Source organism: Christiangramia aestuarii, from assembly GCF_009735585.1.
Lineage (GTDB): Bacteria > Bacteroidota > Bacteroidia > Flavobacteriales > Flavobacteriaceae > Christiangramia > Christiangramia aestuarii.
On the sequence record NZ_VJVW01000002.1, the window covers coordinates 84,393 to 110,700 of the forward strand.

The 26,308-nt window shown below is 43.4% G+C and carries 31 protein-coding genes; 10 read left to right on the top strand and 21 right to left on the bottom strand.

The window, feature by feature from the left end:
• Window positions 1–31: 31 nt before the first annotated feature.
• The 3 genes from FLP08_RS04480 to FLP08_RS04490 are packed head-to-tail and all read right to left on the bottom strand — an operon-like array spanning window position 32 to window position 2,550.
• Window positions 32–1,426, bottom strand: coding sequence for a hypothetical protein (locus FLP08_RS04480; RefSeq protein ID WP_156274471.1), 1,395 nt, complete (start codon window positions 1,424–1,426; stop codon window positions 32–34).
• Window positions 1,407–2,021: a hypothetical protein gene (locus FLP08_RS04485; RefSeq protein ID WP_156274473.1), complete on the bottom strand. Its 615-nt coding sequence runs from the start codon at window positions 2,019–2,021 to the stop codon at window positions 1,407–1,409. Before FLP08_RS04485 ends, FLP08_RS04480 begins: the two co-directional genes overlap by 20 nt.
• The gene (locus tag FLP08_RS04490; protein ID WP_156274475.1) at window positions 2,005–2,550 is read right to left on the bottom strand and encodes an RNA polymerase sigma factor; all 546 of its coding nucleotides are present in this window, start codon (window positions 2,548–2,550) and stop codon (window positions 2,005–2,007) included. Before FLP08_RS04490 ends, FLP08_RS04485 begins: the two co-directional genes overlap by 17 nt.
• Before the next feature lie 174 nt (window positions 2,551–2,724).
• Here FLP08_RS04490 and FLP08_RS04495 point away from each other — a divergent pair, with 174 nt between their 5' ends.
• Complete coding sequence (locus tag FLP08_RS04495; protein ID WP_156274477.1) at window positions 2,725–3,312, top strand: DUF2911 domain-containing protein; 588 nt, start codon at window positions 2,725–2,727, stop codon at window positions 3,310–3,312.
• A gap of 12 nt (window positions 3,313–3,324) precedes the next feature.
• Here the strand turns inward: FLP08_RS04495 and FLP08_RS04500 are convergent, their stop codons facing one another.
• Window positions 3,325–3,750, bottom strand: coding sequence for an organic hydroperoxide resistance protein (locus FLP08_RS04500; RefSeq protein WP_156274479.1), 426 nt, complete (start codon window positions 3,748–3,750; stop codon window positions 3,325–3,327).
• Window positions 3,751–3,854: 104 nt separating this feature from the next.
• Here FLP08_RS04500 and meaB point away from each other — a divergent pair, with 104 nt between their 5' ends.
• Window positions 3,855–4,931 carry a methylmalonyl Co-A mutase-associated GTPase MeaB gene (gene meaB / locus FLP08_RS04505; RefSeq protein ID WP_156274481.1) on the top strand — a complete coding sequence of 359 codons (1,077 nt, stop codon included), beginning with the start codon at window positions 3,855–3,857 and terminating at the stop codon, window positions 4,929–4,931.
• Here the strand turns inward: meaB and FLP08_RS04510 are convergent.
• From FLP08_RS04510 to FLP08_RS04530, 5 genes are all read right to left on the bottom strand, one after another.
• Window positions 4,917–5,498: a phosphatase PAP2 family protein gene (locus FLP08_RS04510; protein WP_156274483.1), complete on the bottom strand. Its 582-nt coding sequence runs from the start codon at window positions 5,496–5,498 to the stop codon at window positions 4,917–4,919. The two genes, meaB and FLP08_RS04510, sit on opposite strands and share 15 nt — an antisense overlap.
• The gene (locus FLP08_RS04515; RefSeq protein WP_156274485.1) at window positions 5,499–5,729 is read right to left on the bottom strand and encodes a DUF8828 family protein; all 231 of its coding nucleotides are present in this window, start codon (window positions 5,727–5,729) and stop codon (window positions 5,499–5,501) included.
• Between the two features lie 5 nt (window positions 5,730–5,734).
• Window positions 5,735–7,096 (bottom strand): MATE family efflux transporter, encoded by a 1,362-nt coding sequence (locus FLP08_RS04520; protein ID WP_156274487.1) that lies wholly within the window; start codon window positions 7,094–7,096, stop codon window positions 5,735–5,737.
• Window positions 7,097–7,180: 84 nt separating this feature from the next.
• On the bottom strand, window positions 7,181–8,602 hold the full coding sequence (locus FLP08_RS04525) for a M20/M25/M40 family metallo-hydrolase (protein WP_156274489.1): 1,422 nt from the start codon (window positions 8,600–8,602) through the stop codon (window positions 7,181–7,183).
• 58 nt (window positions 8,603–8,660) lie between these two features.
• On the bottom strand, window positions 8,661–9,545 hold the full coding sequence (locus FLP08_RS04530) for a PPK2 family polyphosphate kinase (protein ID WP_156274491.1): 885 nt from the start codon (window positions 9,543–9,545) through the stop codon (window positions 8,661–8,663).
• A gap of 75 nt (window positions 9,546–9,620) precedes the next feature.
• On the opposite strand from FLP08_RS04530, the gene FLP08_RS04535 reads away from it, so the two are divergent.
• A complete protein-coding gene (locus FLP08_RS04535; protein WP_156274493.1) occupies window positions 9,621–10,211 on the top strand; it encodes a hypothetical protein in 591 nt (196 codons plus the stop codon).
• A gap of 34 nt (window positions 10,212–10,245) precedes the next feature.
• Here FLP08_RS04535 and FLP08_RS04540 read toward each other — a convergent pair whose 3' ends face one another.
• The 7 genes from FLP08_RS04540 to FLP08_RS04570 form a co-directional block, all read right to left on the bottom strand.
• Window positions 10,246–11,412 (bottom strand): sigma-54-dependent transcriptional regulator, encoded by a 1,167-nt coding sequence (locus FLP08_RS04540; protein ID WP_156274495.1) that lies wholly within the window; start codon window positions 11,410–11,412, stop codon window positions 10,246–10,248.
• The gene (locus tag FLP08_RS04545; RefSeq protein ID WP_238388440.1) at window positions 11,412–12,281 is read right to left on the bottom strand and encodes a DUF6268 family outer membrane beta-barrel protein; all 870 of its coding nucleotides are present in this window, start codon (window positions 12,279–12,281) and stop codon (window positions 11,412–11,414) included. The genes FLP08_RS04540 and FLP08_RS04545 overlap by 1 nt, the downstream gene beginning before the upstream one ends.
• Before the next feature lie 19 nt (window positions 12,282–12,300).
• Entirely contained in the window at window positions 12,301–13,233 is a 933-nt protein-coding gene (locus FLP08_RS04550) for a mechanosensitive ion channel family protein (RefSeq protein WP_156274500.1), read from the bottom strand.
• Window positions 13,234–13,235: 2 nt separating this feature from the next.
• A complete protein-coding gene (locus FLP08_RS04555) occupies window positions 13,236–14,531 on the bottom strand; it encodes an ABC transporter permease (RefSeq protein WP_156274502.1) in 1,296 nt (431 codons plus the stop codon).
• Window positions 14,524–15,453, bottom strand: coding sequence for an ABC transporter ATP-binding protein (locus FLP08_RS04560; protein ID WP_156274504.1), 930 nt, complete (start codon window positions 15,451–15,453; stop codon window positions 14,524–14,526). The genes FLP08_RS04555 and FLP08_RS04560 overlap by 8 nt, the downstream gene beginning before the upstream one ends.
• A 210-nt stretch (window positions 15,454–15,663) precedes the next feature.
• Entirely contained in the window at window positions 15,664–16,782 is a 1,119-nt protein-coding gene (gene dnaJ / locus FLP08_RS04565; protein WP_156274506.1) for a molecular chaperone DnaJ, read from the bottom strand.
• Between the two features lie 33 nt (window positions 16,783–16,815).
• Entirely contained in the window at window positions 16,816–17,409 is a 594-nt protein-coding gene (locus FLP08_RS04570; protein ID WP_156274508.1) for a nucleotide exchange factor GrpE, read from the bottom strand.
• A gap of 155 nt (window positions 17,410–17,564) precedes the next feature.
• On the opposite strand from FLP08_RS04570, the gene FLP08_RS04575 reads away from it, so the two are divergent.
• Window positions 17,565–18,233: a YceI family protein gene (locus FLP08_RS04575; RefSeq protein ID WP_156274510.1), complete on the top strand. Its 669-nt coding sequence runs from the start codon at window positions 17,565–17,567 to the stop codon at window positions 18,231–18,233.
• A gap of 46 nt (window positions 18,234–18,279) precedes the next feature.
• Here FLP08_RS04575 and FLP08_RS04580 read toward each other — a convergent pair whose 3' ends face one another.
• The 3 genes from FLP08_RS04580 to FLP08_RS04590 form a co-directional block, all read right to left on the bottom strand.
• Window positions 18,280–19,182, bottom strand: a complete 903-nt coding sequence (locus tag FLP08_RS04580; RefSeq protein ID WP_156274512.1) for a TIGR01777 family oxidoreductase — start codon at window positions 19,180–19,182, stop codon at window positions 18,280–18,282.
• Window positions 19,183–19,243: 61 nt separating this feature from the next.
• Window positions 19,244–19,933, bottom strand: a complete 690-nt coding sequence (mnmC2, locus tag FLP08_RS04585; protein ID WP_156274514.1) for a tRNA (5-methylaminomethyl-2-thiouridine)(34)-methyltransferase MnmC2 — start codon at window positions 19,931–19,933, stop codon at window positions 19,244–19,246.
• Between the two features lies 1 nt (window position 19,934).
• A complete protein-coding gene (locus tag FLP08_RS04590; protein WP_156274516.1) occupies window positions 19,935–20,447 on the bottom strand; it encodes a DUF4920 domain-containing protein in 513 nt (170 codons plus the stop codon).
• Between the two features lie 100 nt (window positions 20,448–20,547).
• Between FLP08_RS04590 and FLP08_RS04595 the strand changes: the two genes are divergently transcribed.
• The gene (locus FLP08_RS04595; protein WP_156274518.1) at window positions 20,548–21,615 is read left to right on the top strand and encodes a branched-chain amino acid aminotransferase; all 1,068 of its coding nucleotides are present in this window, start codon (window positions 20,548–20,550) and stop codon (window positions 21,613–21,615) included.
• 95 nt (window positions 21,616–21,710) lie between these two features.
• On the opposite strand, the gene FLP08_RS04600 is transcribed toward FLP08_RS04595, so the two are convergent.
• On the bottom strand, window positions 21,711–22,097 hold the full coding sequence (locus FLP08_RS04600; protein WP_156274520.1) for a pyrophosphohydrolase domain-containing protein: 387 nt from the start codon (window positions 22,095–22,097) through the stop codon (window positions 21,711–21,713).
• 46 nt (window positions 22,098–22,143) lie between these two features.
• Here FLP08_RS04600 and FLP08_RS04605 point away from each other — a divergent pair, with 46 nt between their 5' ends.
• The 5 genes from FLP08_RS04605 (at window position 22,144) to FLP08_RS04625 (ending at window position 25,581) form a co-directional block, all read left to right on the top strand.
• Complete coding sequence (locus FLP08_RS04605; RefSeq protein WP_156274522.1) at window positions 22,144–22,332, top strand: hypothetical protein; 189 nt, start codon at window positions 22,144–22,146, stop codon at window positions 22,330–22,332.
• 68 nt (window positions 22,333–22,400) lie between these two features.
• Complete coding sequence (locus FLP08_RS04610; protein ID WP_156274524.1) at window positions 22,401–23,453, top strand: SRPBCC family protein; 1,053 nt, start codon at window positions 22,401–22,403, stop codon at window positions 23,451–23,453.
• Window positions 23,453–23,821 carry a fluoride efflux transporter CrcB gene (gene crcB, locus FLP08_RS04615; protein ID WP_341484992.1) on the top strand — a complete coding sequence of 123 codons (369 nt, stop codon included), beginning with the start codon at window positions 23,453–23,455 and terminating at the stop codon, window positions 23,819–23,821. Before FLP08_RS04610 ends, crcB begins: the two co-directional genes overlap by 1 nt.
• Window positions 23,822–23,988: 167 nt before the next feature.
• A complete protein-coding gene (locus FLP08_RS04620; RefSeq protein WP_156274528.1) occupies window positions 23,989–24,327 on the top strand; it encodes a P-II family nitrogen regulator in 339 nt (112 codons plus the stop codon).
• A gap of 27 nt (window positions 24,328–24,354) precedes the next feature.
• Window positions 24,355–25,581: an ammonium transporter gene (locus FLP08_RS04625; protein WP_156274530.1), complete on the top strand. Its 1,227-nt coding sequence runs from the start codon at window positions 24,355–24,357 to the stop codon at window positions 25,579–25,581.
• A gap of 54 nt (window positions 25,582–25,635) precedes the next feature.
• On the opposite strand, the gene FLP08_RS04630 is transcribed toward FLP08_RS04625, so the two are convergent.
• Complete coding sequence (locus tag FLP08_RS04630; protein WP_156274532.1) at window positions 25,636–26,253, bottom strand: DUF1684 domain-containing protein; 618 nt, start codon at window positions 26,251–26,253, stop codon at window positions 25,636–25,638.
• Window positions 26,254–26,308 lie beyond the last annotated feature (55 nt).

The following is a 26,308-nucleotide window of genomic DNA, read 5'->3' on the forward strand; positions in this document are numbered from 1 at the left end:
CTTTGAAAAAGCCAAATGTAATGGCTAGAAACTAATTTATCAACACATCGCTAAAATTAGCCTTTATAGTAATATTGGCATTGCCTTCCCTGGATTTATTATAGCCGTTGAGGATCTCGTTGTCATAAGATTTGGTAGATTTCAGCTTAAGGTTCGATGGATGTTTGATGTTGCTTTGCATCCCGTTGAACGTAAAATTGAAAGCAGTATCTGGAATATCAAGTTCCAGGTCGCTGTTCTCCAGGCTGATGTTAAGCGTCTCAAACCCCGCCCCTAGCTTGTTAATATCAAGCTTGCCAAAAGACCCGGTTAACACTCCGGTCTTCTGAAGTTCATTGATCACCACATCGCTGGAGTTAGAATTAAGCTTGATGCTTACGGCCTTATCTATATTACAGGTCTTTACGAACTCGGTGGTAAGCACACCGTAATCCCAGAAGGCAATTTTCACGGGACTGTAGGCCGCTTTTACATTGGTATTCCTGCCCAGGATACGGTTAGCTGAAAGCCGACTGTGTGACAGGTCGGCCTTCAGGTTTTTTACAGTGCTGCCAAGTTTAAGTTCACCGTGGCGCACATTTAGATCTAATTTGGCATCTTTAGGGATCTTCAGTTTTATGGTCTTTTTGGATTTGACGCTTTTGCCGTTCTCCATCACGAACACACGCTGATCTCCATTCTCGAACTGGGCTTCGAACTGCTTACCGAATTGTTCGCCCCAGGCTTCCATTTTCTTTCCGAACTCTTCTCCCCAGGCTTCCATATCCTTTTCGAAATCCTTACCCCAGGCTTCCATTTTCACTTCATATTCCTTTTCCCATTTTGCAGAGTTCTTCTCCATTTCCTTGGCCCATTTTTCCATTTTGGCCTCGTATTCCTTTCCGAATTTCTTTTCGAAATCTGCCTCCCATTTCTGAAGATATTTATCTCCATCTTTTTTATAGGCATCATAATCGAATTTCATTCCCTGCATATCTTCAGCAAAACCAGGTGGTAATGGGTTCTCTGCAATATTATTAAGAATTGGCCCTACCAGGTTATCCATAAGCGGTCCCAGCATATCTGGCAATTCAGACAGGGATCCTTCCAGCGCAGACATATCGATGTTTATGTCCATATCCATATTGCTTCCCCCTCCAGATTCTATAGAGACCTTGCCGGTAGAGGCGGTGGTTTCCAGCTTCCAGGAATCCAGAAGTTTCCTGGTCATTTCCTTATCTCCGGTGTCACCCTCAAGGTATGCCTCGATTTGCACCTCGTTCCTGTCCCAGTTTTCGATGATGATATTAGTGTGACGGGAGTCTAGTTCCAGGTTCACATCTGGGGCGGTCTTATAGGTCTTGCTCAGCTTTTTGGTTTGAGCAAAACTACCTGTGGTGATGAAAAGCAGTGACAGGATCACATATTTAAGCTTCATAGTTCTCATATTTGTTGTTTTTTGATTGTTCGATTTCCTTTAATTTCGTTTTCAATTTCTTGAGGAGATCCAGTCTCAGCTGTAGGTTCGCGATCATCGCTTCAACGGTTTCCTCGTTAATGCCGGTTTCCTGAATTTCAGCGTTCAATGCTATATACTCTTCGTTCAGGGTTTCCAGCTTCTTCATAAATGCATCTATAAGTTCTTTGTTCTCTGGGGTCATATCCAGTTTCGCAAGCTGAATGTTCACACTTGCCATATAATAGTCTTCGATCTTTTTGAATTCAGGAGAAACGTCGCTAAGTCTGTATTCGGTAGTTGGGACTTTTTCCTCTTCAGCGGTTTCCTCTACCGGGCTGTCTGCAACCTGAATATTGTTCTGAACAGGATCCTGGTCTTTATTAAAAAAGAAGAATGCTCCAATTCCCAGGGCCACCACCAAGAGTGCGGCTATCTGAAGAAAACTGCTATAGTTTCTCTTCTTTTTCTCTACAGGCAAAGCTTTGTCCAGTTTAGCCTCAAACCTTCTTTGATGCCCTTTGCTCAGCTTGTCTTTTGTTATATGTTCCTCGTTTCGAAACATCTCTCTAATATCCTGTCCCATTGCTCAGTGTTTTTAGTTCTTCCTGTAATTTCTTTTTTCCTCTATGTACCAGCGTGCGCGAAGCCACCTGGGTAATATTCAGTATCTCGCTTATTTCTTCATGATCATATCCTTCTATGAGATATAACATCAAGGGATATTTATACTTCTCGGGCAGGTTTTCCATTTTTTGTTTCACTTCCTCGATCCCGATTCCGTCATCCACCTGCCAGTTGTTCTCTTCTTCCACTGTTCCCAGTGTCTGCTCGTTGATGGCCACGAGTTCCAGCTTCTTCGCTTTAAGCTTATCCAAACATTTATTGATCACGATACGTTTGAGCCAGGCCCCGAAGGTTACCTCTCCGTTAAACTGATGTAATTTTGAAAAGGCCTTGATAAAGGCTTCCTGCATGGCATCTTCGGCTTCCATCGAATCTTTCAAAAATCGCAATGCCACATAATACATCCCGTCACAATACTTGTTGTACAGCTTGAGTTGAGCCCTCCGGCTGTTCTGCTTACAAGCTTCTATTAGCTTATGCTGTATCAATTTTATTTGTTTTTGATGGGTTAGTTCACTTTAAAGACGAGACGAAAAGTCCCGCGTTGCAAAATTTCCTGAAAAAATTACGATTTTATTTCAAATTCTTACTTTTAGGGCAATATGCCTACCTAAATTGCGTTTGGCCGAATTTTTGAAAAAGCTAATTTCAAAAAAGAAATCATGAGCAGAAATACTAAACTATTCCTGAAGATTGGAGGAGCCATAGTCTTCCTTAGTCTGGTAATGGTGCTGATCTTAAGATATACCACCAAGGCTCACAGCCCTGAAGATACGGTCACTTACCGCGAAAATGGGCTAAAGCTGGAAGTTTTCTATAACCGCCCTTACAAAAAGGAAAGGGAGATCTTTGGAAACCTGGTTCCTTATAATAAGGTTTGGCGTACCGGCGCGAATGAGGCCACTACATTTGAAACTAATAAGGATATCCTCGTAGACGGCAGTTTGCTGAAAGCAGGAAAATACACCCTATGGACCATCCCCATGGAAGAAAGCTGGAAAGTTATTTTTAATGATAAGATGTATCCCTGGGGCATCAATTTAGATGAAGAGGCCTACCGGGATCCCAAATTCGATGCCCTGGTCCTCGAAAGGCCGGTGGAAGAGACAGACCTGAACCTGGAACAGTTCACTATTCTATTCGACGATTCTGGAGATTTCGTGAATATGGTGCTTACCTGGGACAATACCAGGATCAGCATACCCATAAAAAAAGAAGAGGCGCTAACCAGCACCTCTTCAGCAAAATAAATATTTTAAATCCTACTCGTCCAGAAGCAGGTTTAAAGTTACATCTATATTGTCCCTGGTAGCTCTGGAATAAGGGCAAACTTCGTGAGCTTCGTTCACCAGTTTTTCCCCGGTCTCCACATCTACTCCCGGAATATAAGAATCCAGGATCACCGATAGCTGCAGGTTACCAGAATCTGTTTGTCCCAGCTTCACGGTGGCGGTCACGCTGTAATCACCCAGGTCTACTTTATGCTTTTTGGCTACGTGCTCCAGCGCGCTACCGTAACAGGCCGAATAACCGGCTGCGAACAACTGCTCCGGGTTAGAATAATCTCCGCCTGGGCCACCAAGACCTTCAGGCTTTTTAAGTTCCATATCCAGAATACCATCTTCACTACGGGTATGGCCATTACGACCACCTTCGGTAGTTACTTTAGTTTTATACAAATTCTTCATTGCGTGAAATAATTTAAGTAATTTAGTTTTGCATCAATATACCAAGCATTTGATGATGCCTGCAAATCAATTTCATAAATTTCTGCTAAATATTCCCTTGTATTTTGAACGAAGAACAGCATAAATCTGCCTTAAGCGAATCTGGAAGCAATCCCTCCTCAAAGAATGTGAGTGCCGAATCGGCCAAAAGAATCAGGAGTTTCAGGAAGAATAAATTTTCTGAAAAAGATCTGCTGCAAGACCTGCTGAAGGGAAATAAAACTGCCCTGGGCCGGGGAATTACGCTTATAGAAAGCAATCAAAAAAGCCACCAAAAACAGGCAGAATATATTATTGAAGGAGCCTTGCCCCACGCTCACAAATCCATCAGGATAGGGATCACCGGAGTACCGGGAGTGGGCAAAAGCACATTTATTGAAAGTTTTGGTTCTTACCTGATCGAGCAGGGAAAAAAGGTAGCCGTACTGGCGGTAGATCCCAGCAGTTCCGTTTCTCATGGCAGCATCCTGGGAGACAAGACCCGAATGGAAAAACTGGTCACCCAGCCCAATGCCTTTATTAGGCCCTCCCCCAGTGGAGATTCTCTTGGCGGGGTAGCCAGAAAAACACGGGAAAGCATCATCCTGTGTGAAGCTGCGGGATTTGACGTTATCTTGATTGAAACCGTGGGAGTGGGACAAAGTGAAACCACCGTGCATAGCATGACCGATTTTTTCCTATTGCTGAAACTTGCCGGTGCCGGCGACGAATTACAGGGAATAAAACGCGGTATCGTGGAAATGGCCGATGCCATTGTGATCAACAAGGCCGATGGGGATAACCAGAAAGCGGCGCGGGATGCAAGACTGGAATTTAAAAGGGCTTTGCAACTATACCCTCCCAAGGAGAGTGACTGGAAACCGGAGGTGAAACTTTGCAGTGCGCTTTATAACGAAGGGGTTTCTGAGGTCTGGGAGATGATTTCTAGTTTCAAGAACAAGGCAGAGGAAAATGGCTATTTTCAGCATAACCGGCAGGAGCAGAATAAATTCTGGTTGTACCAGACCATCAATGATTATCTTAAAGGCAGGTTTTACGAGGAGCCAAAGATAAAATCGGCATTGAAGGAACAACTGGAACTTATCGAGAACAACAAGACCACCGCCTTCGCGGCAGCAAAATACCTTCTAAGCCTGGCTTAGGTCATTCTTAAGGATCTTTCGGGTAATGTACCGCCTTAACAGGTGGAACAGGTAACCAAAAACGGCACCTATGAACATTCCCGTGATCACATCTCCCGGGTAATGCACTCCCAGATAGATCCTGCTGTATGAGACTACCACTGCCCATATCAAAAGAAAAACGAATAGCTTTGGGTAATGTTTCTTAAAAAGCAGGCTTAGGAAGACCGCTACCCCGGTGGAATTGGCCGCGTGGGCAGAAAAGTAACCAAAACGGCCACATCTTTCTGCCACATATCGAGCATATTCCATTACCCCTTCCTGGCGGCAAGGCCTGGGTCTTTCAAAACCGTGTTTAAAGAGATTCGCCAGCTGATCTGTAGCCGTAATAAGCAGGGCTACCACCACCATGGTGATAAGGCTTGCCTGCCAGCCAAATTTTCTGAAGATAAGATAAAGCAGTAAGGCATACAGAGGAATGGCCATCCACTTATCGCTAATAGCGATCCATAACCAGTCCCATCTTTCTGAACCAAGATTATTCAGAAAAAGAAAAAGTTCCCTGTCTAATTCGGCCAGTTTTTCCATTTAGCCTTCTTCGTATCTGTTAACCTCGCGGTCATAAAATTCGTTGGCCTGGGTAATGAGACTTTCTGCTTCGCTGGAAAGTTCCTTCTCGTCCTCCTTATCAAAATCTTCAAGCCACTCTACCTCATCATCTTTTAGGTCTATGATGAATCTTGGGAATTCGGTATGAATCACGAAAATAGATTCAGGAAAATCGGTGTTATCACCTAATATAAATTTTGGAAGCTCCATATCTTTTAAGCTATTAAGGGTTCTTTGGTTCGAATTAATTTTCGGCTTAAATAATTAAAACGGAAATATAGCAATAATGCCGAGGATGTCAATCCTGCCAGCAGACCCAGCCAGATCCCCATACTTCCCAGCCTTTCGGCCTGCCCGAAATAAAAACTTACCGGAAAGCCGATGATCCAGTAAGAAATAAAACATATCACCGTGGGAATCTTCACATCCTGAAGTCCGCGTAAAGCCCCCAGTATCACCACCTGTACGCCATCGCTTAACTGGAATAGCGCTGCGATGATCAATAGTTGCGCGGCGAGGTTTATCACTTCAATATTGTCTATATAGAAAACCGGTAAAATATCTTTCAGGAGGATAAAGAGAAGGGCGAATACCGCTTCAATCAAAAATACGAGCAGGAAGATGGAATAACCTATCCTGCGCAATTCCCGGTACTGCTTTAATCCTACCTGGTTCCCTACCCTTATCGTCGCCGTAACGCCCAAACCTACCGCAATCATAAAGGTCATGGAGGCCAGGTTGAGGGCGATCTGGTTTGCCGCCTGCGAATTGGTACCAAGGTTCCCGGCAAGGAAAATGGTACCCGTAAATATGGCCACTTCAAAAAGCATTTGCAGCGCTGTGGGAAGCCCCAGGGATAGCAGTCGTTTGAAGATGGTCCATTTCAGCATTTCCTTTTTAGACCATTTGAAATATTCGGCAAATTTCGATTTTCTTCTCAAAATCTCCCAAACGAACCAGAGCATGAAGAACCTGGAGATAAGCGTCCCCCAGGCGGCCCCTTCCAGTTCAAGCCTTGGGAATATCCAGATCCCGTAAATAAGCAGGTAGTTAAAGACCACGTTCACCACATTGGCCAGCAGCGTGGCATACATGGCATAGCGTGTTTGGGAAAGACCATCGGCAAATTGTTTAAAAGCCTGGAAAGCCATCAAGGGCAGCATGGAAAGTGCCACTATATTAAGATAAGGAATGGCCAGCTCCACTACCTCCGGCGGCTGATCCAGGTAATACAAAAGAGGTTTGGCGATAAGCAGTAAAATGAATAATAATAAGCCGTTAATGGTACTCAGAATAAGGCCATGATGAAAATAGCTTCTGCCGCCTTCCAGATCATCGGCTCCATCGGCCTCGGCAATAAGCGGAGTGATAGCAAAGGAAAAACCTATACCCATAGACATGGCGATAAAAACCAGGGCGTTTCCCAGGGATACCGCCGCTAAAGGTGCGGCTCCAAGCCTACCTATCATAAGGTTATCTACCAGGCCAACCATCACATGACCCAACTGGCCAAGCATTACCGGGTAGGCGATATTAAGGTTTTTTCCGAATTCTTTGGTATAGGCCGATAGCTGCAAAACTAAAATTTAGGTCTGCAAAGGTAGCCTCTTTAAAATTCTTTGAAAGATTTAAGAGATAATTTCTTTAAGGGAAACGGAAACCTAATCAGGCATTTCTGTGGTCTCATTGCTGATATTCTCCATGCCATATTTGTCTACCAGATACATTAGGGAAGCCATGGTCGCAGCGCCCAGTTCCAGTTCCCTTTTGTTCACCTTATCAAAGGTATCGTTAGCAGCATGGTGATAATCGAAATAACGCTGAGAATCTGGTCTCAATCCGGCCAGAACGGTGTTCCCTCCTTCCAGCGGACTAATATCGGCTCCACCACCACCTCTTTCGAAATAATGGATTAGGTAAGGTTTAAAGAGTTCTTTCCAGCTCAGGATCTTACTATATTGGGCATCTGTCGCGGTAATTCCGAATCCTCTTGGAGTAAAACCTCCGGCGTCGCTTTCCAGGGCAAAAATATGATCCTCGCCTTTAGAGGCAGCTACTTCGGCATATTTATTACCGCCACGCAGGCCATTTTCCTCGTTCATGAACAATACTACCCTGATGGTCCTTTTCGGCGTATAGCCAGTTTCCTTGAATAGCCTTAGAACTTCCATAGACTGCACCACTCCGGCACCATCGTCATGAGAGCCATCTCCAAGATCCCAGGAATCCAGATGTCCACCTACGACCATGATCTCTTCAGGAAATTCAGATCCGGTGATCTCCCCTATTACGTTATAGGATTGTACATCTTCGTGCTGCTCACAGTTCAGTCTAAAATATACTTCAAGGTCATTCTGAATCTTGAGCAGACTGCTCAAATACTCAGCATCATTGGTAGAAACTGCGGCGGCAGGAATTCTCTGGTTAACCGGCAGGTCGCCATAGCTCATGGAACCTGTATGCGGGAAATCGTCCATTCTTAGGTTCATAGACCTAACGATCACACCAACAGCACCATATTTCGCAGCCTCTTTTGCTCCGGAGTAACGCTGATCTACACAACCACCATAGGCCTCAAAGGTTTGAATATGGTCTGCACGCATGGGACGGTTGTAAAAAACGATCTTACCTTCAATATTTTCACGACCGTATTCTTTTAGATGTTCAATGCCCTGCACCTCTATGATCTCAGCTTTGGTTCCACCTTCGGGAGTGGCAACAGAACCTCCTAGGGCCGTGATATTGATGTTACGGGTTGCACCGGGACCGGTTTGGATATAAGCAAACTCCCTTTCACCACGTGTCCATTTCGGCACCATTACCGGTTGCAGCCAGACCTTATCCAGGCCAAGCTTCTCCAGTTCTGCCTTGGTATATTCCACGGCCTGCTCTGCTCCATAACTTCCGGATAGTCTTCCGCCAATTTCGTTAGATAAATGATCCAGCCAGGAATAACTTTTCCCGTTAAGCAAAGACATATCATATATCTTCCGAATATTTAGAGAGTCATCGATTTTATTTGTTTGCGCAGTAGCGACAAATCCCGAAAAAACCAGGATCAGGCAAAGCCAGAAAGATCTCATTGCAATAAATTTTTGCTGCTAAATAACAGTATTTTTTTTACTTATGCGAGCCTGTGCCTCAATTCTTTTCCTTGCCCAGCAGCTCCCTGTATTCGGAAAGATTCTTCCTTATCTCAGGGGCGAGTTCGGGTTCCTGCACATCTTTATAGGTTGTTAGTTTGTCATAAAGAATTTTCGCCACGAGGTACCTGGCGGTAGGTTTATCATCTGCAGGGATCACGTACCAGGGAGCCTTCTCTGTAGAGGTATTGTTGATGGCTTGCTGGTAACATTTTTGGTATTCTCCCCACAAAGCCCTTTCCTTAAGATCACCGGGTGAAAATTTCCAGTTCTTATTCGGTTTATCCAGCCTTCTTAGCAAACGTTGCCGCTGCTCTTCTTTTGAAAGGTGCAGGAAAAACTTAAAGATGATCATCCCGTTATCTGCGATATGGTCTTCGAATTGCCTGATGTTCTCAAAGCGCTGTTGCCAGAAATCCTCATCTATATCTTCGACCTTATTAATGCCGGGAAGGTTCTCGTTCAAAATATACTCCGGGTGAACCCTGGTAACCAGCACATTTTCATAATGCGTCCTGTTAAACACCCCGAACTTGCCGCGTTCGGGCAAGGCTATATAGTGCCGCCAGAGAAAATCATGTTTCAGTTCCTTGTTTGAAGGTGTTTTAAAACTATGCACCACCACTCCCCTGCTATTAAAGTCCTTGAAAACTTCCCTGATAAGGCTGTCTTTCCCCGCAGTATCCATCCCCTGTAAACATATTAATACCGCATACTTGCTGTGAGCGTACAGGGTATCCTGCCAGTCCCCCAGCTCCTTCCTGGTTTCCTTCAGCTTATCCTTAATTTCATCTTTGTTGGCTTGCAGGTCGATCCTGGTAGCCGTTTTGGAGAGCTCTATCTTAGAGCTCACTTTAAAATCTGAGTGATCTATTTGCTTCATAACAGAGTATATAGGCTTAAAGATACAATCTTTATAAAAGTTAATTTTTTTATCTTCGCGGCAAATACAATTAGCTTGGATAAAATCGAGAGAAAAGATATCATTGAGAAGGTAACAACTTTGCTTAAAGAGATCCCTTCTTCAATGGATGTGGTAAAAAAAGGTGGAAACAGGGACAAAAGATTCGAGTACCTGGCCACCCATATGGTAGATAAAGCTATTGAAAAGGACGCCCTTATTGTTTCTGAAAACAAAAAAGGGATCGCTATTCTTTTTAAGACCAGCAAAAAAGACAATAATATCTGGAAGGACCTGTGGACTCAGCTTGGCCTGGTGATCAATGTTACCGGGGTAAGGAATGCCTACAAGATCATTAAAACCCAGGATTATATTAAAAAACAACGCCCGCAGGAGGGTGAATATCTATACTGCTGGTTCTGGGGTATCCTGAAAGATTCGCGTGGAGCCGATACCCAGGTAGGTAAAGAAATGAAAGATGAGTTCTACAGGAGGGCGAAATTATATAACCTGCCGTTATATGCCGAAACCCGGATGAGAAAGAACGCGATCGTATATCAAAAATTTGGTTTCAATCTTTTCCATGAGTGGGATCACCCCAGTGGGGACACCATGTATTTTTTAAGATACGATCCGCCGAAAGAATAAAATGAAAAACCCGCCGAAGCGGGTTTTTTAATATCTAGAATCTGCTTCCAAAGAGCTGTACATCCTCTTCGGTTATCTCCTTGCCTCCGAGTATAAAGAGCCGCTCCACCACGTTCCTTAGTTCACGTACGTTCCCGCGCCATTCGCTTTTCTTCAGGGCTTCTATCGCTCCCTTGGTAAATTCTTTTTTATTGGTTCCCTGCTCCTTGGCTATCTTCTCGCTAAAATAATCTACCAGTAGAGGAATATCTTCCTTACGGTCCTTTAATGCCGGAACCTCGATAAGAATGACCGCTAGCCTGTGGTAAAGGTCTTCACGGAAATTGTTCTCCTCGATCTCCTTTTTCAGATCCTTATTAGTTGCTGCCACAACCCGCACATCAACCTTGATGTCTTTATCGCTACCTACCCTGGAGATCTTGTTTTCCTGCAGGGCACGCAAAACCTTGGCCTGGGCTGAAAGGCTCATATCACCAATCTCATCGAGAAAGATAGTTCCCTTGTTAGCGGCTTCGAACTTTCCTGCCCTATCCTTATTGGCAGAGGTAAAGGCTCCTTTTACATGTCCAAAAAGCTCACTTTCTATAAGTTCTGAAGGGATCGCGGCACAGTTCACCTCTACCATGGGACCTTTGGAACGATCGCTTTTCTGGTGCAGCCAGTGGGCCACCAGTTCTTTCCCTGTTCCATTGGGACCGGTAACCAGTACACGCGCATCGGTGTGGGCCACCTTTTCGATCATTTCCTTTATATTCTTGATGGCTTCAGATTCCCCGATCATTTCATAATTCTTGCTCACTTTTTTCTTGAGCCTCGTATTTTCTACTACCAGTTCTTTCCTGTCCAGTGCATTTCGAACGGTATTTAAAAGTCGGTTAAGATCTGGCGGTTTGGAGATATAATCAAAGGCTCCCATTTTCATGGTATTTACCGCCGTGTCCAGGTCGCCGTGACCCGAGATCATCACTACCGGGATCTCCGGCTTGATCTTTTTTACGGCTTCCAAGACCTCTACCCCATCCATTTTCGGCATCTTGATATCGCAAAGGATAAGGTCAAAATCTTCATTTTTCACCTTTTCCATGCCTTCAAGCCCGTCTTCAGCTTCGGTTACTTCATAGTCTTTACTTTCTTCAGAAAGGATCTTGTTTAAAACCCTTCTGATAGATGCTTCGTCTTCTATTAATAAAATCTTTGCCATTAGAATATTGTAAATTTTATTCCGGATCTCCCGTAAAATGTGTTAGTCTCGTTAATATTATAAACATCCTGGTTATCTCTGTCGCGCAACCTGATGTCGTTCCTTAGGGTATGCCCCCCATAAAAGTAAAATTTAATATGATCTGTTAAACTGAACTCGTAGCCCAGGCCACTCAATACCACAGTCATGGAAATATTATCCACGATATTATCGTTACCGGTGTTCGAAGGTGTGGCATCAAAATTCTTCTGAACGTTCGCAAAAAATCCATCCAGGGTCACGAAAGCCTGGATCTCATGTTTGTCATTAAAATAATACTTTAAATTGGATTTAGGGGTCCCCAGGGTATAAGACCACTTTTCGTCCCACCTGCGATAGTAATTCACGATAGGCAAGGGAAACGGGAATCCTGTCGTGGTAGAATACTGTAATCCAAGGATCACCCTCCAGGCATTATCGTTTTCCTCATTCTCCTTGGTTTTCACAAAGAAGAACGCGCCGGTGTAGATAAGATCTCCGTTAGTAATATAGCCTTCAGAAAAGTTTGAGGCTATCTTCACCCCGGCCTGCGCTCCAAAGCGCCAATCTGTCCCGAACGGAAAGGTATATCCAAGCACCCCGGTAAAGGACTGGAACCTGTCCAGGTTGCCGGTCTCAAAAGCTTCAGGGTCGTTATATTTAAAATTTACATTTCTATATTCCACTCCCGGCACCAGGTAGGCTCCTTCTTTTTTCAAGGCGATTGGAAAGGCCGCCAGGGCCCTGAACCTCCTGAAGGAATTATCGGAATTTTTCTGCGGGAAGTAGGTGTATTCTACCCGCGCCAGATCTGTAGATTGGGCGAGCAGATTAGGTCCCATAGTGATCATTAGGGCAATTAAAAATAATCTAGGAATCCTCATTGCCTTCCAGCTCTTCTGTTTTCTCAGCATTCCGTGGATAGAACATATGTACATCTCTCTGCGGGAACGGAATGGTAATATTGTTCAGTTTGAATTTATTGTTCACCTTGAACCTGAGTTCACTTTTCACCTTGGGATCCACAAAACTGTCTGAAACATAAAAATGTAATCCAAACAGCAGGGCCGAGTCCCCAAAGTCTTCAAAAAGAACGAAGGGTTCAGGTTTTTTCAGGATACCCTTCTGCTCACGGGAACATTCCAGCAGCACCTCGCGAACCTTTTCCACATCACTTCCGTAAGCAACTCCCACTCTTACCACTTCCCTGGTGGTCTTATGGTTCTGGGTATAATTATAAACGGTATCACTAATGAATTTATGATTGGGAATGATCATAACTTTATCGTCCCTCGTAAGAGCACGGGTAGTTCTAAGTTTGATCTCGAAAACCCTGGCCACGCGGCCGTCCATTTCTATGATATCTCCCACGAGCAGTGATTTATCCAGAATGATAAATATCCCGCCTATAACGTCCTGAAACAGCTCCTGCAAGGCTAGACCAAGTCCCACGAACAGCGCGGCAGAGGCGGTAAGCAAAATGGTCACATCTACCCCGGCAGAACTCAAAGTAATGAGGATCACCGTCAGGTAAACAAAATATTTTATGAACTTAAAGACACTTATGAACTTAAGCTTGTCCTCTTCCATCAGCTTGGAAGTGATAAAAGACCTGATAACCCGTAAGACTACGCTGGTAACCAGGAACGCCAGGATCACAAGTACCACCAGGCCAACGGTGATCCTTAGGTCTTCCCCGCCAATACTGTAACTAAAGCCGGCATTCCAGATCTCCTTGATAAGGCCCCAGATGTCCTGCTCTATTACCTCGGTAACTTTTTCTTTAGTGGTTTGGTCCTGCATACTTAATATTTAAGCCATTTATACAGTTCTTTATAACTTGGTTTCTTACCGTACATCAAAATTCCTACTCTGTATATTTTAGCTGAAAGCCATAGCACGGCAAAATTGGTCGCGATCAATAAAGCAATCGAAATAGCGATTTCCCACCACGGCACCCCGAAAGGAATTCGCATTAACATCACTATGGGTGAGGTAAGGGGGATTATTGAAAATATGGTTGAAACGGTTCCGTGCGGATTCTCCACTACAGAAAAGAAACCAACATAGATCCCTAAGATCAGCGGAAGAATAATAGGAAACATAAATTGCTGGGTGTCGGTCTCGCTATCTACGGCAGCTCCTATGGCGGCATAGATGGCGCTATACAGGAAATAGCCTCCAATAAAATAAATGACGAAAAAGCTCAGCAGGCTGGCATAGGGCAATTTAAGTATATCTATCACCAGCTGGTTTATTTCGGGTTTCATGGCATTATCTATACCTGCTGAAGCGGGACTGCGTGCCGCCGTAGGATCTATGCCCAAAAAGGAAGAAATACCAAAGAGAAGTACCGTTCCCAAAATGATCCAAACCGAGAATTGGGTTAGCCCGGCCAGCGAGGTTCCCAGTACCTTTCCTAACAATAACTGAAAAGGTTTTACCGATGAAACGATGATCTCGATAATACGGTTGGTCTTTTCCTCGATCACGCTGCGCATCACCATGTTCCCGTAAATAATTATGAACATCATGAGCAGGTATCCGGCGGCACCGCCAAAGAACATCTTGATATAATTAGACATCTTCGAGCTTTGTTCCCCGGCAAAATTCTGTATCTGTACGCTAACGTCGGCCCTGGCCTTATCTATTTCAGAAACATCTATTCCCTTGGCGATAAGCTGCTCACGGGTAAGTTTGTCTGATATGGTCTTTTCAATATTTTCTACCGTTCCAAACCCAGGGGTGTCCTTTCCAAAAAATTCGACCTCAGGTTTACCGAAACTAGATTCGATCTTGGAAATATGGATAAGACCAAAATATTCATTTTCCAATACTTCCTGCCGTGCCGTTGCCAGGCTCTTGCTAGAATAATCTAAATACTGCACCTGCTCGCCATCCTTGAATTCAGCGGCAAACATTCCGCTTTCGTCATGAATCCCGATGATCTTTTGCTCAGTACTGTTCAGCATGCTCAAATAAGCAATAAGCAGGATCATCCCCACAAAGATCAACGGACTTAAAAAGGTCATGACGATAAAGGTCTTATTCCTTACCCTAGCCAGGTATTCCCTATTTATGATGAGCCGAAGATTACGCATTTTGAGTAACAGTTTTAATAAAGATATCGTTTACAGAAGGTATTACCTCTACAAAATGATTTACTCTCGCCCGTGACAGCAAATACTGCAGCAGGTCGTTCGAAGATTCCTTCTCTTTTAGCTTGATACTAATCTTCAGGTCGTCCTGTATACTTTTAAATCTGGCCGGGCCCGTCTGGAATTTTTCTTCAAGTTCCCTCAAAAGCGTCTCTTCATCCTGGGCATGCAGTCCCACTTCAAAAGTATTGGATTTATATTCTTTCTTTATATCGGAAACCCTTCCGTCAAGAAGCTTGTTGGATTTATGGATAAGGGCGATATATTCACAAAGTTCTTCAACGCTCTCCATCCTATGGGTAGAGAAAAGTATGGTAGCTCCCTCTTTTTTAAGCTGAAGGATCTCGTCCTTGATAAGATTAGCGTTTACAGGGTCAAAGCCACTAAAAGGCTCGTCGAAGATGAGTAATTTTGGCCGGTGCAATACGGTTATGACAAATTGTACCTTTTGGGCCATTCCCTTGGACAGCTCCTGTATCTTCTTATCCCACCAGGCCTCTATATCCAGTCTTTTAAACCAGTAATTAAGACGCTCTTTTGCCTCGGCCCTGCTCAATCCCTTTAGACGGGCAAGGTATAATGCCTGCTCTCCTACTTTCATGGATTTGTACAGCCCTCGTTCTTCGGGCAAATATCCTATATGGGCAATATCATCTGGTTGCAAAGGCCTGCCATCGAGGTATATCTCGCCCTCGTCTGGCATGGTGATCTGGTTGATAATTCGAAGAAATGTGGTCTTTCCGGCGCCGTTAGGCCCTAACAGACCAAAAATACTTTCTTTGGGAATATTTATTGAAACATTGTTGAGTGCAGTAAAATTTCCGAATCGTTTGTAGACATTTTCTGCAACCAAAAGATTTTCCATAGAAACATTTGAGAAATGTTAAAGATATAGAAATAGGCAGAGAGTTTTAGGCGATTAAGAAGATTTTATAATTTTCGGTTTTACCCTAAAAAACAAAACCCACCCTTAATTGAATTAAGGATGGGAAAAAAATTGCTATGAAAAAGAAAAATTATCACTAAAAGACTTAGTGATTCTCAAATATATAAATTTTTTCTTAAAATGGCCTTTTTAAGAAAACATATCTTTAACTTTTTCAAAGAATGATTTATCACTTTTTTCAGGATTTGGCTGGAAATTATCATCCTCGGCCATCCTTTCAAAAAAGTCTTTCTGTTCGCGAGAAAGGGTCTTTGGCGTCCATACATTTACATGTACCAGCAGGTCTCCCTTGCCATATCCATTGATACTGCTAATCCCTTTGCCTCGAAGTCTTAAAATTTTTCCAGACTGAACTCCTTCTTCGATCTTGATCCTGACCTTACCGGTAACAGTGTCGATCTCCTTAGAAGTACCGAGCGCTGCTTCAGAAAAAGTAATATAAAGATCGTAGTGCAGGTTATCCCCTTCTCTTTGTAAGCTAGGATGCTCCTTTTCCTCGATCGCTACCAGCAGGTCTCCAGGAATACCATTTCCAGGAGCGTCATTACCCTTACCGGAAACTTTTAACTGCATTCCATCTTCTACCCCTGCCGGGATCTTGATAGATACGGTCTCTTCCTGCATTACCAGTCCTTGAGCATCGGCTCCTTCTGGTTTTTTATCTATTATCTGGCCGCTACCTCCACAAGTGGTACAGGGAGAAGCGGTTTGCATTCTACCAAGAATGGTATTGGTCACTCGGGTTACCTGCCCGGTACCATTACAGGTAGTACAGGTTTTATAGGTAGTTCCAGAAGCCTGGACCTTGCGTTTCACCTTGATCTTTTTCTCACAACCATTCGCGATCTCTTCCAGGTTAAGGCTTACACGAATTCTCAGGTTACTTCCCTTGGCACGACGCTGGCCACCGCCAAAGCCGCCACCAAAGCCGGAGAATCCACCTCCAAAGCCACCTCCAAAGATATCTCCAAACTGGCTGAAGATGTCGTCCATATTCATTCCACCTCCGCCAAAGCCACCACTGCCATCAAAAGCCTGGTGACCAAATCGGTCATATTTGGCTCGCTTTTCCTGATTTCCTAATACTTCATAGGCTTCCGCAGATTTTTTGAACATATCTTCAGCCTTCGAATCGCCCGGATTTTTATCTGGGTGATATTTCAATGCCATTTTTCGATATGCCTTCTTGATTTCGGCTGCCGAAGCGTCCTTACTTACGCCTAATATTTCGTAATAATCTTCTTTCATGTTGGGTTTTTACAAATTTTGTAAAAGCGACTCTTATTTTCCGGTAACTACTTTTGGGTATCTAATGATTCTTTCCCCAAGTTTGTATCCGGGCTCTACTACATCAACAATCTTGCCTTTAAGCTTATCTGAAGGTGCAGGAACCTGGGTAATAGCTTCGTGTACTTCAGAATCAAAATCATCACCCTGCTCGATGGTCATTCTCTCCAGGCCTTTCGCCTTAAGGGTTTCCTTGAGTTTGTTGTGAATTAGTTCGATCCCTTTCAGCAGGTTTTCGTCACCAGATTTTTTCAGCTCGTTCATTGCCCTGTCAAAATCGTCCATAACAGGCAGCATAGCTGTCATTACTTCCTGATTGGCAGTTTTAAAAAGTTCCAGCCTTTCTTTGGAAGTACGTCTTTTATAATTTTCAAATTCAGCGAAAAGTCTCAGGAATTTATCCTTTTCTTTCTGAAGGTCTTCTTTTAATGCTTCCTCCTCGGTAAGTTCCTGTTCTTTCGAATCTGGCTGTTCATCTGCATTCTCTCCATTAGCACCTACCTCATCGATAGCCTCTTCCATCGCCTCTTCAACCTGATCTTTAACGTCTTTATGTTCGTCTTTAACTTTATCTTCTTTTCGACTCATTTCTTTAAAATTTACTTACACGCACTTCTGGTCAAAATCACTGCCAATTAGTTTAAAATGTCAAAATGTCACAAGATATTTTTAATAAAAAATTATGAAACGACGAAGCCTTTTCCTCTTACTTTTGGGGCCAAACTTTTTTAAAATTTAACCTGATGAAAAGAATTTTTCTAAATGCATTTGCAATTGCGAGTATTGGACTGGCGATCACCGGATGTAAAAACAACAATAACGAAGCTGAAGTTGCTGAAGCAAAAGAAGCAGCTACAGCCCAGGCTGAAGCCATGGAGTTTTCTGTAGACACCGCGGCTTCTGTGATCGAGTGGGTAGGCGAAAAACCAACCGGAGCTCACACAGGAACCATTCAGGTGGCTAACGGAACTTTCAAAGCTAACGACAGCATCATCGAAAGCGGAACTTTTGTAATAGACATGCAGTCTATCGAGGTAACCGATCTTGAAGGTGACGAAAAGGCTAACCTTGAAGCTCACCTTAAAGGAACTGTTGAAGGTAAGGAAGGTGACTTCTTTAAAGTTCAGGAATTCCCAAAGGCTACTTTTGAAGTAACAGGAATTACCGAAGAGGAAGGGCAGTCTATGTTACAGGGGAATCTTACTATTAAGGAAGAGACCAAGAACATCGCTTTCCCGGTAAATATTTCCCAGGATGGTGAAACTATCCAGATCACCAGTGAAGAATTCACGATAGATCGTACTAAATGGAATGTGAACTATGGTTCAAAATCTGTTTTTGATGGTCTTGGTGATAAGTTCATCAATGATGACGTAAAACTTAAGATAAACCTGAAAGCTAAAAAGGCTTAGTTTATAATTTGAATCTGAAAAAAGCCTCGCAAATGCGAGGCTTTTTTTATGTTAGATCTCCAAGTGCCCTCGAGAGATTGGTGTATTCAAAATTATAACCAGACTCTTCTATCTTTTTGGAACTTACCAGCTGGCTGGAAAGCACGATCTGGGACATTTCTCCTAAGAGGCCCTTCAGGGCGAATTTCGGCACATTAGGCAGCCAGATAGATTTCCCCATTTGGGAAGCCAGTTCTTTGGTCAGCTCTTTATTGGTGACCGGGTTCGGGGCCACGGCATTATAAATTCCGGTAAGCTGATTCTCTATTGCGAAAAGGAAGATCCCGGCCAGGTCTTTAATATGTATCCAGGATTGCCATTGCTTGCCACTACCCAGGGCTGCACCCATGTTCAGGGAAATAGGTTTTTTGATCTTTTCCAGCATTCCTCCATTTTCCGCGAGCACGAGACCCACCCTTATTTTGGCCACATCTATACCCTGCTTTTCGAACTGGTCTGCTGCGGATTCCCATTTCCTAACTACCTCACCTACAAAATTATCGGCTTTAGCCTTATCATCTTCAAAATATAATTTCTCCAGGGAACTGGGATATACCCCTATAGCACTGGCCGAAATGAAATTCTCTACCTGGTGGGTAGAATTCTCCAGCGTTTTATATAGCAGTGCAGCAGTTTCGGTACGGCTTTTAATTATGGTACGCTTATAAGACTGGGACCAGGGCTCAGCGATACTGGCACCGGCCAGGTGAACGATGGTGCGCACACCTTCGAGGCAGCCCTCTTCTATCCTGTCTTCTTTAGGATCCCAGTAAAAACCCTGGTAATCATCTTTCTTTTCGATCTTGGATTTACTGGTAGTTAGATAATTAACCTTGATACCCTTTTCGCGACACATTTCGCTAAGTTTTGAGCCAATGAGTCCTGTAGCACCTGTAATCAATATCCGCATCCTTGGTTTTTCTTGTTAAGATAATAAGAGCGCACGGCTATAGCTTATTTTTTTGAGAGGTTTAACGGCTTTTATTCGAAGATTTAACAGCCCTTAACATTTCTCGTTTTCCCGGTGGGCCGGGTAATTTTTCTACCTGGAAGCCCGTCGCGATCATGGCCCTGCGTACGCTTCCCTTGGCGGCATAGGTTACCAGCACACCATTCTCTTTCAGGGTGCGGTACATGATGCTGAATATTTCTTCGGTCCAGAGATCGGGTTGAACCCTGGCTCCAAAGGCATCAAAATAAATGAGGTCATATAAAGCTTCGTCCTCGATCTCAGAGAACTTCTTCTCCTGTTTTTCCAGGCTAAAATATGACGAGATCTTTGAGCTTTTTTCCCATTCAGTTGAATGGAGTTTCCTGAAAAAATCTGCTTTTTCTTCTGCGTCACAGGCCTCCGGGTAGTTGAGCAGTGCTACTTCCTCTAAAGCAACAGGATAGGCTTCAACTCCAGTATAGTAGATATTTTTCTGAAGCTTTTCGGCCTCCAAAAAAGTAAGAAACGCATTCAGGCCGGTGCCAAAACCAATTTCAAGTATGGATAATACTTCTTTATCATTATTCTCCAAAAAATGATGCAGGCCCATCTTCAGGAAAACATGCCTTGCCTCCTGCACCGCTCCGTGTTTGGAGTGATATTGTTCGTCCCATTCAGGCAAATGAATGGTTACCGAACCGTCACCGGTTTTTATGATCTTTCGTTCCAAATTATTCTTTTAATAGTACACCTATCGCCAGGAAAGCCGGGGATCTCTTAACTTCAGTGATCGCAGCGATCTCCTCTTTAGATCTGCCTGCATCTTCAGCATAATGTTTTTGATCTTCAACCGAGGTTTCTTCCATAAATGCGACACCTTCCACGATCACTTCCCTGCCTTCAATATCTTTGGGTACAAAGAAAGCGTAATCCCTGAACTTCACCATGGGATCGTTATCTTCCTCTGGCAGTTCCAAAGTCATCCAGCAGCCCTTCATTTTACATACCGAATTCACCGTGGTCCTGAACTTGGCCTTGATGCTGTCTCCAGGCTTCAGAGAGGCGTATTCAGCTTTCATCTGTGCGGCGTTAAGAGCGTTGGCAGGCGAGATCTCCTCGCCAAAGCTTTTATAATTATCCTGGCTGGTCTCTAACAAAGCAAGCTCTGAATTCTTTTCAGGATTAGACTGTTTACAGGAAATTAGGCAAACCGATAAAGCAAGAAGTAAGAAGTGAATTTTCATAGTATACGGGTATTATAAGGCATGAAAGCTCAAATTTACCAAAAGTTTAGATTTTGATTCTGCTTTTAATTAGGTAAATTTGTTGCTTATCTTATTAACTATGAAAAATCTCACATCAATGATAGACATACAAAGATCTCCCAATTCTAAAATAAACGATACCAATTTTGACAATCTTGTATTCGGGCAGGTTTTTACAGATCATATGATGGAGTGCGATTTTAAAGATGGTGAATGGCAGACTCCTGTTATCAAGCCTTACGGACCCCTTTCGCTGGAACCTTCAGCGAGGGTTTTCCACTACGGGCAGGCAGTTTTCGAAGGAATGAAGGCTTACAAGGATAAGGATGAAAAGATCTGGCTCTTCAGGCCAGACCAGAACTTTGAAAGGATCAATAAATCCAGTAAAAGACTTGCCATTCCTGAATTCCCAAAAGAATATTTCTTCAACGCGCTTGAAGAATTACTAAAACTGGACAAGGACTGGATCAAAAAAGGATTTGGGAACAGCCTTTATATAAGACCGTTTGTGATCGCTACTGAAGCAGGAGTTTCTGCATCTGCAGCTAAAGAATATAAATTTATGATCATTTGCTCACCTGCTCAGTCATATTACAGCGGCGAAGTAAGGGTGAAATTTTCAGAAAAGTTTAGCCGTGCCGCAGATGGCGGAGTTGGATTCGCCAAGGCAGCCGGGAATTACGGAGCCCAATTCTATCCTACTAACCTGGCCAAGGAGGAAGGTTTCCAGCAGATCATCTGGACAGATGCCAATACTCACGACTACCTTGAGGAAGCCGGTACCATGAATATTTTCTTCAGAATAGGCGACAAGCTTATCACTGCTCCTACCAACGACAGGATCCTAGATGGAGTTACCAGGAAAAGTGTGCTAACCCTGGCCGAAGAATTCAATATTGAAACAGAAGTTAGAAGGGTAAGCGTAAAAGAAGTTGTAGAAGCTGCCGAAAAAGGTGAATTAAAAGAAATGTTTGGTTCAGGTACAGCTACCGTAATTAATCCTATCGTAGGATTTGGTTATAAGGATCAGAAATTTGAACTTCCAAAACTTGAAGATTCCTACGCTAAGTTCTTTAAGGATAAATTGATGAAGATACAGTATAATGAAGCAGAAGATAAGTTTGGCTGGAGATACGAAGTAAAATAAACCCACTAAAATATTAGATATAGATCCCGGCATGCCGGGATCTTTTTTTTGACAACTTTAATAGAGGTCTGCCTTATGGCCTGAAACAGATAGGGCTACTTTTCCAGGATGCTATCAATATCTGGTTTAAAGTAATTCGGGCCTTTCAGCACTTTTCCGTCTTCCCGGTAGATAGGTTTTCCATCTGCCCCCAGCTTGCTCATATTACTGGACTGTATCTCGTTAAAAACCTCCTCTATCTTATGCTGCATCCCGTGTTCTATGATAGTTCCGCAAAGAATATAAAGCATATCGCCCAGCGCATCTGCCACTTCAGTAAGATCATTATTCTTGGCTGCTTCCAGGTATTCCTCGTTTTCTTCCTTCATTAAGTTATACCTAAGTAGGTTCTTGGCCTCACCAAGGTTCGCTACAGGCTTTTCCTGTATCCCAAGTCCAAAGGCGGAATGAAACTCTTTTACGGCAGCAATTTTATTCTTCATATGGCATCAAGCTTTAAAAAGTTAACTTTGCGTAAAAATAACCAAAATGTTTTCTACCGGTCAATTGATCTTCGCAGCCTTCTTTGTCGTCGCTTTTATCATTGTGATGATTTTTAGTTACAGGAAAGATATCAAGCTTCATAAGAAATATTACAGGGGCAGCGTATATGTCCTTGTAGGTTTTATCATTTTTATCCTGCTGCTGTTTTTAATCAAAACCAGGCTGAATCATTAGCCTATAGGAATTAACTTACGCCCGATTTTCTAATTTCTTTATATTAGCAGCTACTAATCTAACCAAACATGAAAATTTTCAAGTACCTCTTTTTCCTTCTTTTGATATTCATTATTGGAGCATCTATCTATATAGCTACCAAAGACGGGAAATTCCAGGTTGAACAAAAGCAAATGATCGCCGCTCCTCAGCAAGTGGCCTTTAATGAAGTGAACGATTTTACCACCTGGAAAAACTGGGAACCCTGGTCTGCCGAGGCTACAGATATGATCATCAATTATGGCGAAAAGACCAGCGGAGAGGGCGCTTCTTATTCATGGAGCAGTGAAGAAATGGGAGATGGCAGTATAACCAATGTCAAATCTAATCCCTATACGAGCATAGACCAGGAGATCACTTTTAAAACACCTTTTGGAGAGTCTACCAGCGATGTTTACTGGGAATTTCAGGAACGCGGAGACAGTACCCTGGTGGTCTGGGGAATGAAAGGGGAACAAAGCTTCATGGAAAAGGCCGCCTTCACCTTCCAGGAGCAAAGCCTATCTGAAATGATGCAACCCATGTTCAAAAAAGGTTTGGACAACCTTGAAGAAGCTTTAAAAAGGAAAATGGAAACCTACTCCATCAATATAGATGGCATCACCCAGCATGGCGGCGGTTATTATATGTATGTGACCACGGCCAGCAAAATAAGCCAGGTCACCGATAGAATGCCGAAGATGATCACCGAGGTAGGTAACTACATGGATGAAAACGGAATCGAAAAAATAGGCAGTCCTTTCGTTCTTTATAACCAATGGAACGAGGAAGCAGGGACAGCGATCTATTCTGCCGGTTACTTTACTCCAAGCGAAGTGGTGACCCCGGCTGAAAGCACAGTACTTACAGGATTTATGCCTAACCAGCGAACTTTAAAGACCACCCTTAAGGGAGATTACAAAAACCTGAAAGAAGCCTGGGATTCAGCCTATCGCTACCTCGAGGAAAATGGTCTTAGCGCCGACGATACTTCACAGCCTTTTGAAGTATACGCTGCGGGACCAGAAGATGTGGCCAACCCGGCTAAATGGATCACGCATATCTATATACCGCTTCAAAAACAAACCACGGCGAAACCATGATAAAAAACCTAATACTTGTTTTTATAGGGGGTGGTCTTGGCAGTAGCCTAAGATACCTCCTCAGCAAGTATTTGAACGCCGGCCAGCTTTTACCTTATGGTACTTTCCTGGTAAATATTCTGGGAAGCCTGATACTGGGAATGACTTTGGGCTGGGCCATCAAATCCAATACGCTCAACAGCCCGACCAACCTTTTACTGGCAGTGGGCTTTTGCGGAGGTTTCACCACCTTTTCCACATTTTCCTTTGAAAATTATTCGCTTATCAAATCTGGAGATTATTTAAGCTTTTCTGTTTATTTCTTCGGAAGTCTTATCCTGGGAATTATTGCTGTTTTTCTGGGAATTCTCATCTCGAAACTGTTCTGATCACTGAACAGAATATCAAATTCTAAATTATTTTAATTTTAAATACATACCCCTAATTTTTTAGGGGTGTTTTTTATTCATATAATAATTCACGTAAGACCACCCCTTCAACACAGGGGTTTTTTAAGTGATTTTTATAAATTTGCATCCGTTATCAAATTTTAATTATGAAAAAAATTGAAGCGATCATTCGTAAATCAGAATTCGATCAAACCAAGGAAGCACTTCACGAAATAGGAGTTACATTCTTTAGCTACTGGGACGTTACCGGGATAGGAAACGAAAAAATTGGCCATGTTTACCGTGGTGTAAGCTACAGTACGGCCGATATCCAGAGAAGATATCTCTCTATCGTGGTGACCGATTCATTTTTAGAGAAAACCATAGACACCCTGCTCGAATCTGCCTACACAGGTAAGGTTGGGGACGGGAAGATCTTTGTTTCTACAATCGATGAGGCATACAGGATTAGGACGAAGGAGAAAGGCGCAGAGTCTTTAAAGTAGAACCAAGAATCAACTAACAAAATTATTATGGATAGCTTACTTACAGTAAATAATATATGGATGATGATCTGTACGGGCCTGGTCTTTTTTATGCACCTTGGTTTTGCATTTCTGGAGATCGGCCTAACCAGGCAGAAGAATACTATCAACATACTTTTCAAGAACCTCTTTATTATCACCATGGGCCTACTGCTTTATTGCCTGCTTGGCTTTAACCTGATGTACCCCGGTGAATTCAACGGGTTTCTGGGTTTCGCCGGCTTTGGTCTAAGCAGCCCAATAGCAGACGGCTCACTGGATCTTGCCTATAATGAAGGTTATACCTATTGGACAGATTTTCTATTCCAGGGAATGTTCGCCGCAACGGCGGCTACCATTGTGTCTGGAGCGGTAGCCGAAAGGATCAAACTCAACAGCTTTTTCATTTTCGTAGTTCTTTATATTGGCCTTGTATACCCTATCGCCGGTTCCTGGAAATGGGGCGGCGGATTCCTTGACGAAATGGGATTCTATGATTTTGCCGGCTCTACCCTGGTACATTCTGTAGGAGGATGGGCCGCGCTGGTAGCCATATGGCTGCTTGGTGCAAGGATCGGAAAGTTCAAGGATGGCAAGATCGGGGCATTCCCGGGACACAATATGCCATTTGCCACCGCCGGGGTGCTCATATTATGGTTAGGATGGTTTGGCTTTAACGGCGGATCTGTACTTTCAGCAGACCCGGAATTAACTTCTCTTACGCTGGTTACCACCTGCCTGGCAGCTGCCGCAGGAGGGGTTTCTTCTTTCATAGTTTCTTCGGTGCGATACAAGAATTATGATATCACTATGTTCCTTAACGGGATCCTGGGCGGCCTGGTAGGAATTACCGCAGGTGCCGACCAGATGTCACCTACAGATGCCATTTTAATTGGCGCCGTAGCAGGAGCAATCATCGTGTTCGGGGTGGCCTTAATAGACAGGATAAGATTAGACGATCCAGTTGGAGCCGTGGCCGTTCACCTTATTTGCGGAATCTGGGGTACACTTGCCGTTGGGATCTTCGGAAACCTGGCCGGAGTGGACCAGTTCGTTACCCAGTTAATAGGCGTTGGCTGTTATGCCATAGTTTGTATTCTTGGTTCCTTCCTGATCTTCTATCCGCTGAAGAAGACAATCGGAATCAGGGTTTCGTCTAAAGAGGAAACTGAAGGCCTGGACATTCACGAGCATGGAATGGATGCCTATCCAGATTTTGGATTAAAGCAACACTAATTCTAAAGTTGGTTAAGTTAAACTGAAAAAGGAGCGTATTAAACGCTCCTTTTTTTAATGCTTTTTATAGGTTTTAACCCCGGCTTCTATCTCTACCTGCAGGTTATTCTCTTCCGGCGGAACGGGACAGGAATATTTCCCGCTATATGCGCAGTAAGGATTATAGGCTTTATTGAAATCAAGGATCACCTCATCAGATTCTGGGATCCTCATATCTATATACCTGCCGCCACCATAGGTAGCCTTTCCATTGGTAAGATCTGTAAAAGGCAGGAACAGGTAATCAAAATATTCCGGGTCCTGCACCAGGTCCTGGTTCTGGTAGACATTCAGCTTCATCTCCTTCCCTTTCAATTCGAAATACAGTTCCCCGTATTTTACATATATGGGTAGCCTGTCGGTGCTGGTTTTCATGGCAAAGGGAGGTTCCGCCGGGGTTCTCAGGAATTCAGCCTTTACGATATAGGCTGGATCCACCGGGAAAAAATCAAGACCTTCGAATTCCTTCAGATCCTTTTCTTCAAGGGGTGTCTCTTCAGGATCTGCGAACTCCCTGTTCAGTTCCTGTTGATACTCTATCGCACTCTTTTCCAGGGCTGATTCCTGGGCATAAATAAATGCGGAATTAAAGAAAGTAATCATAAGGACTATAATGAAAATTTTATTATTCATGTATTTTATTATTGAAAGGCTTTAAAATTAATAATAATACATTCGAAATTAATTT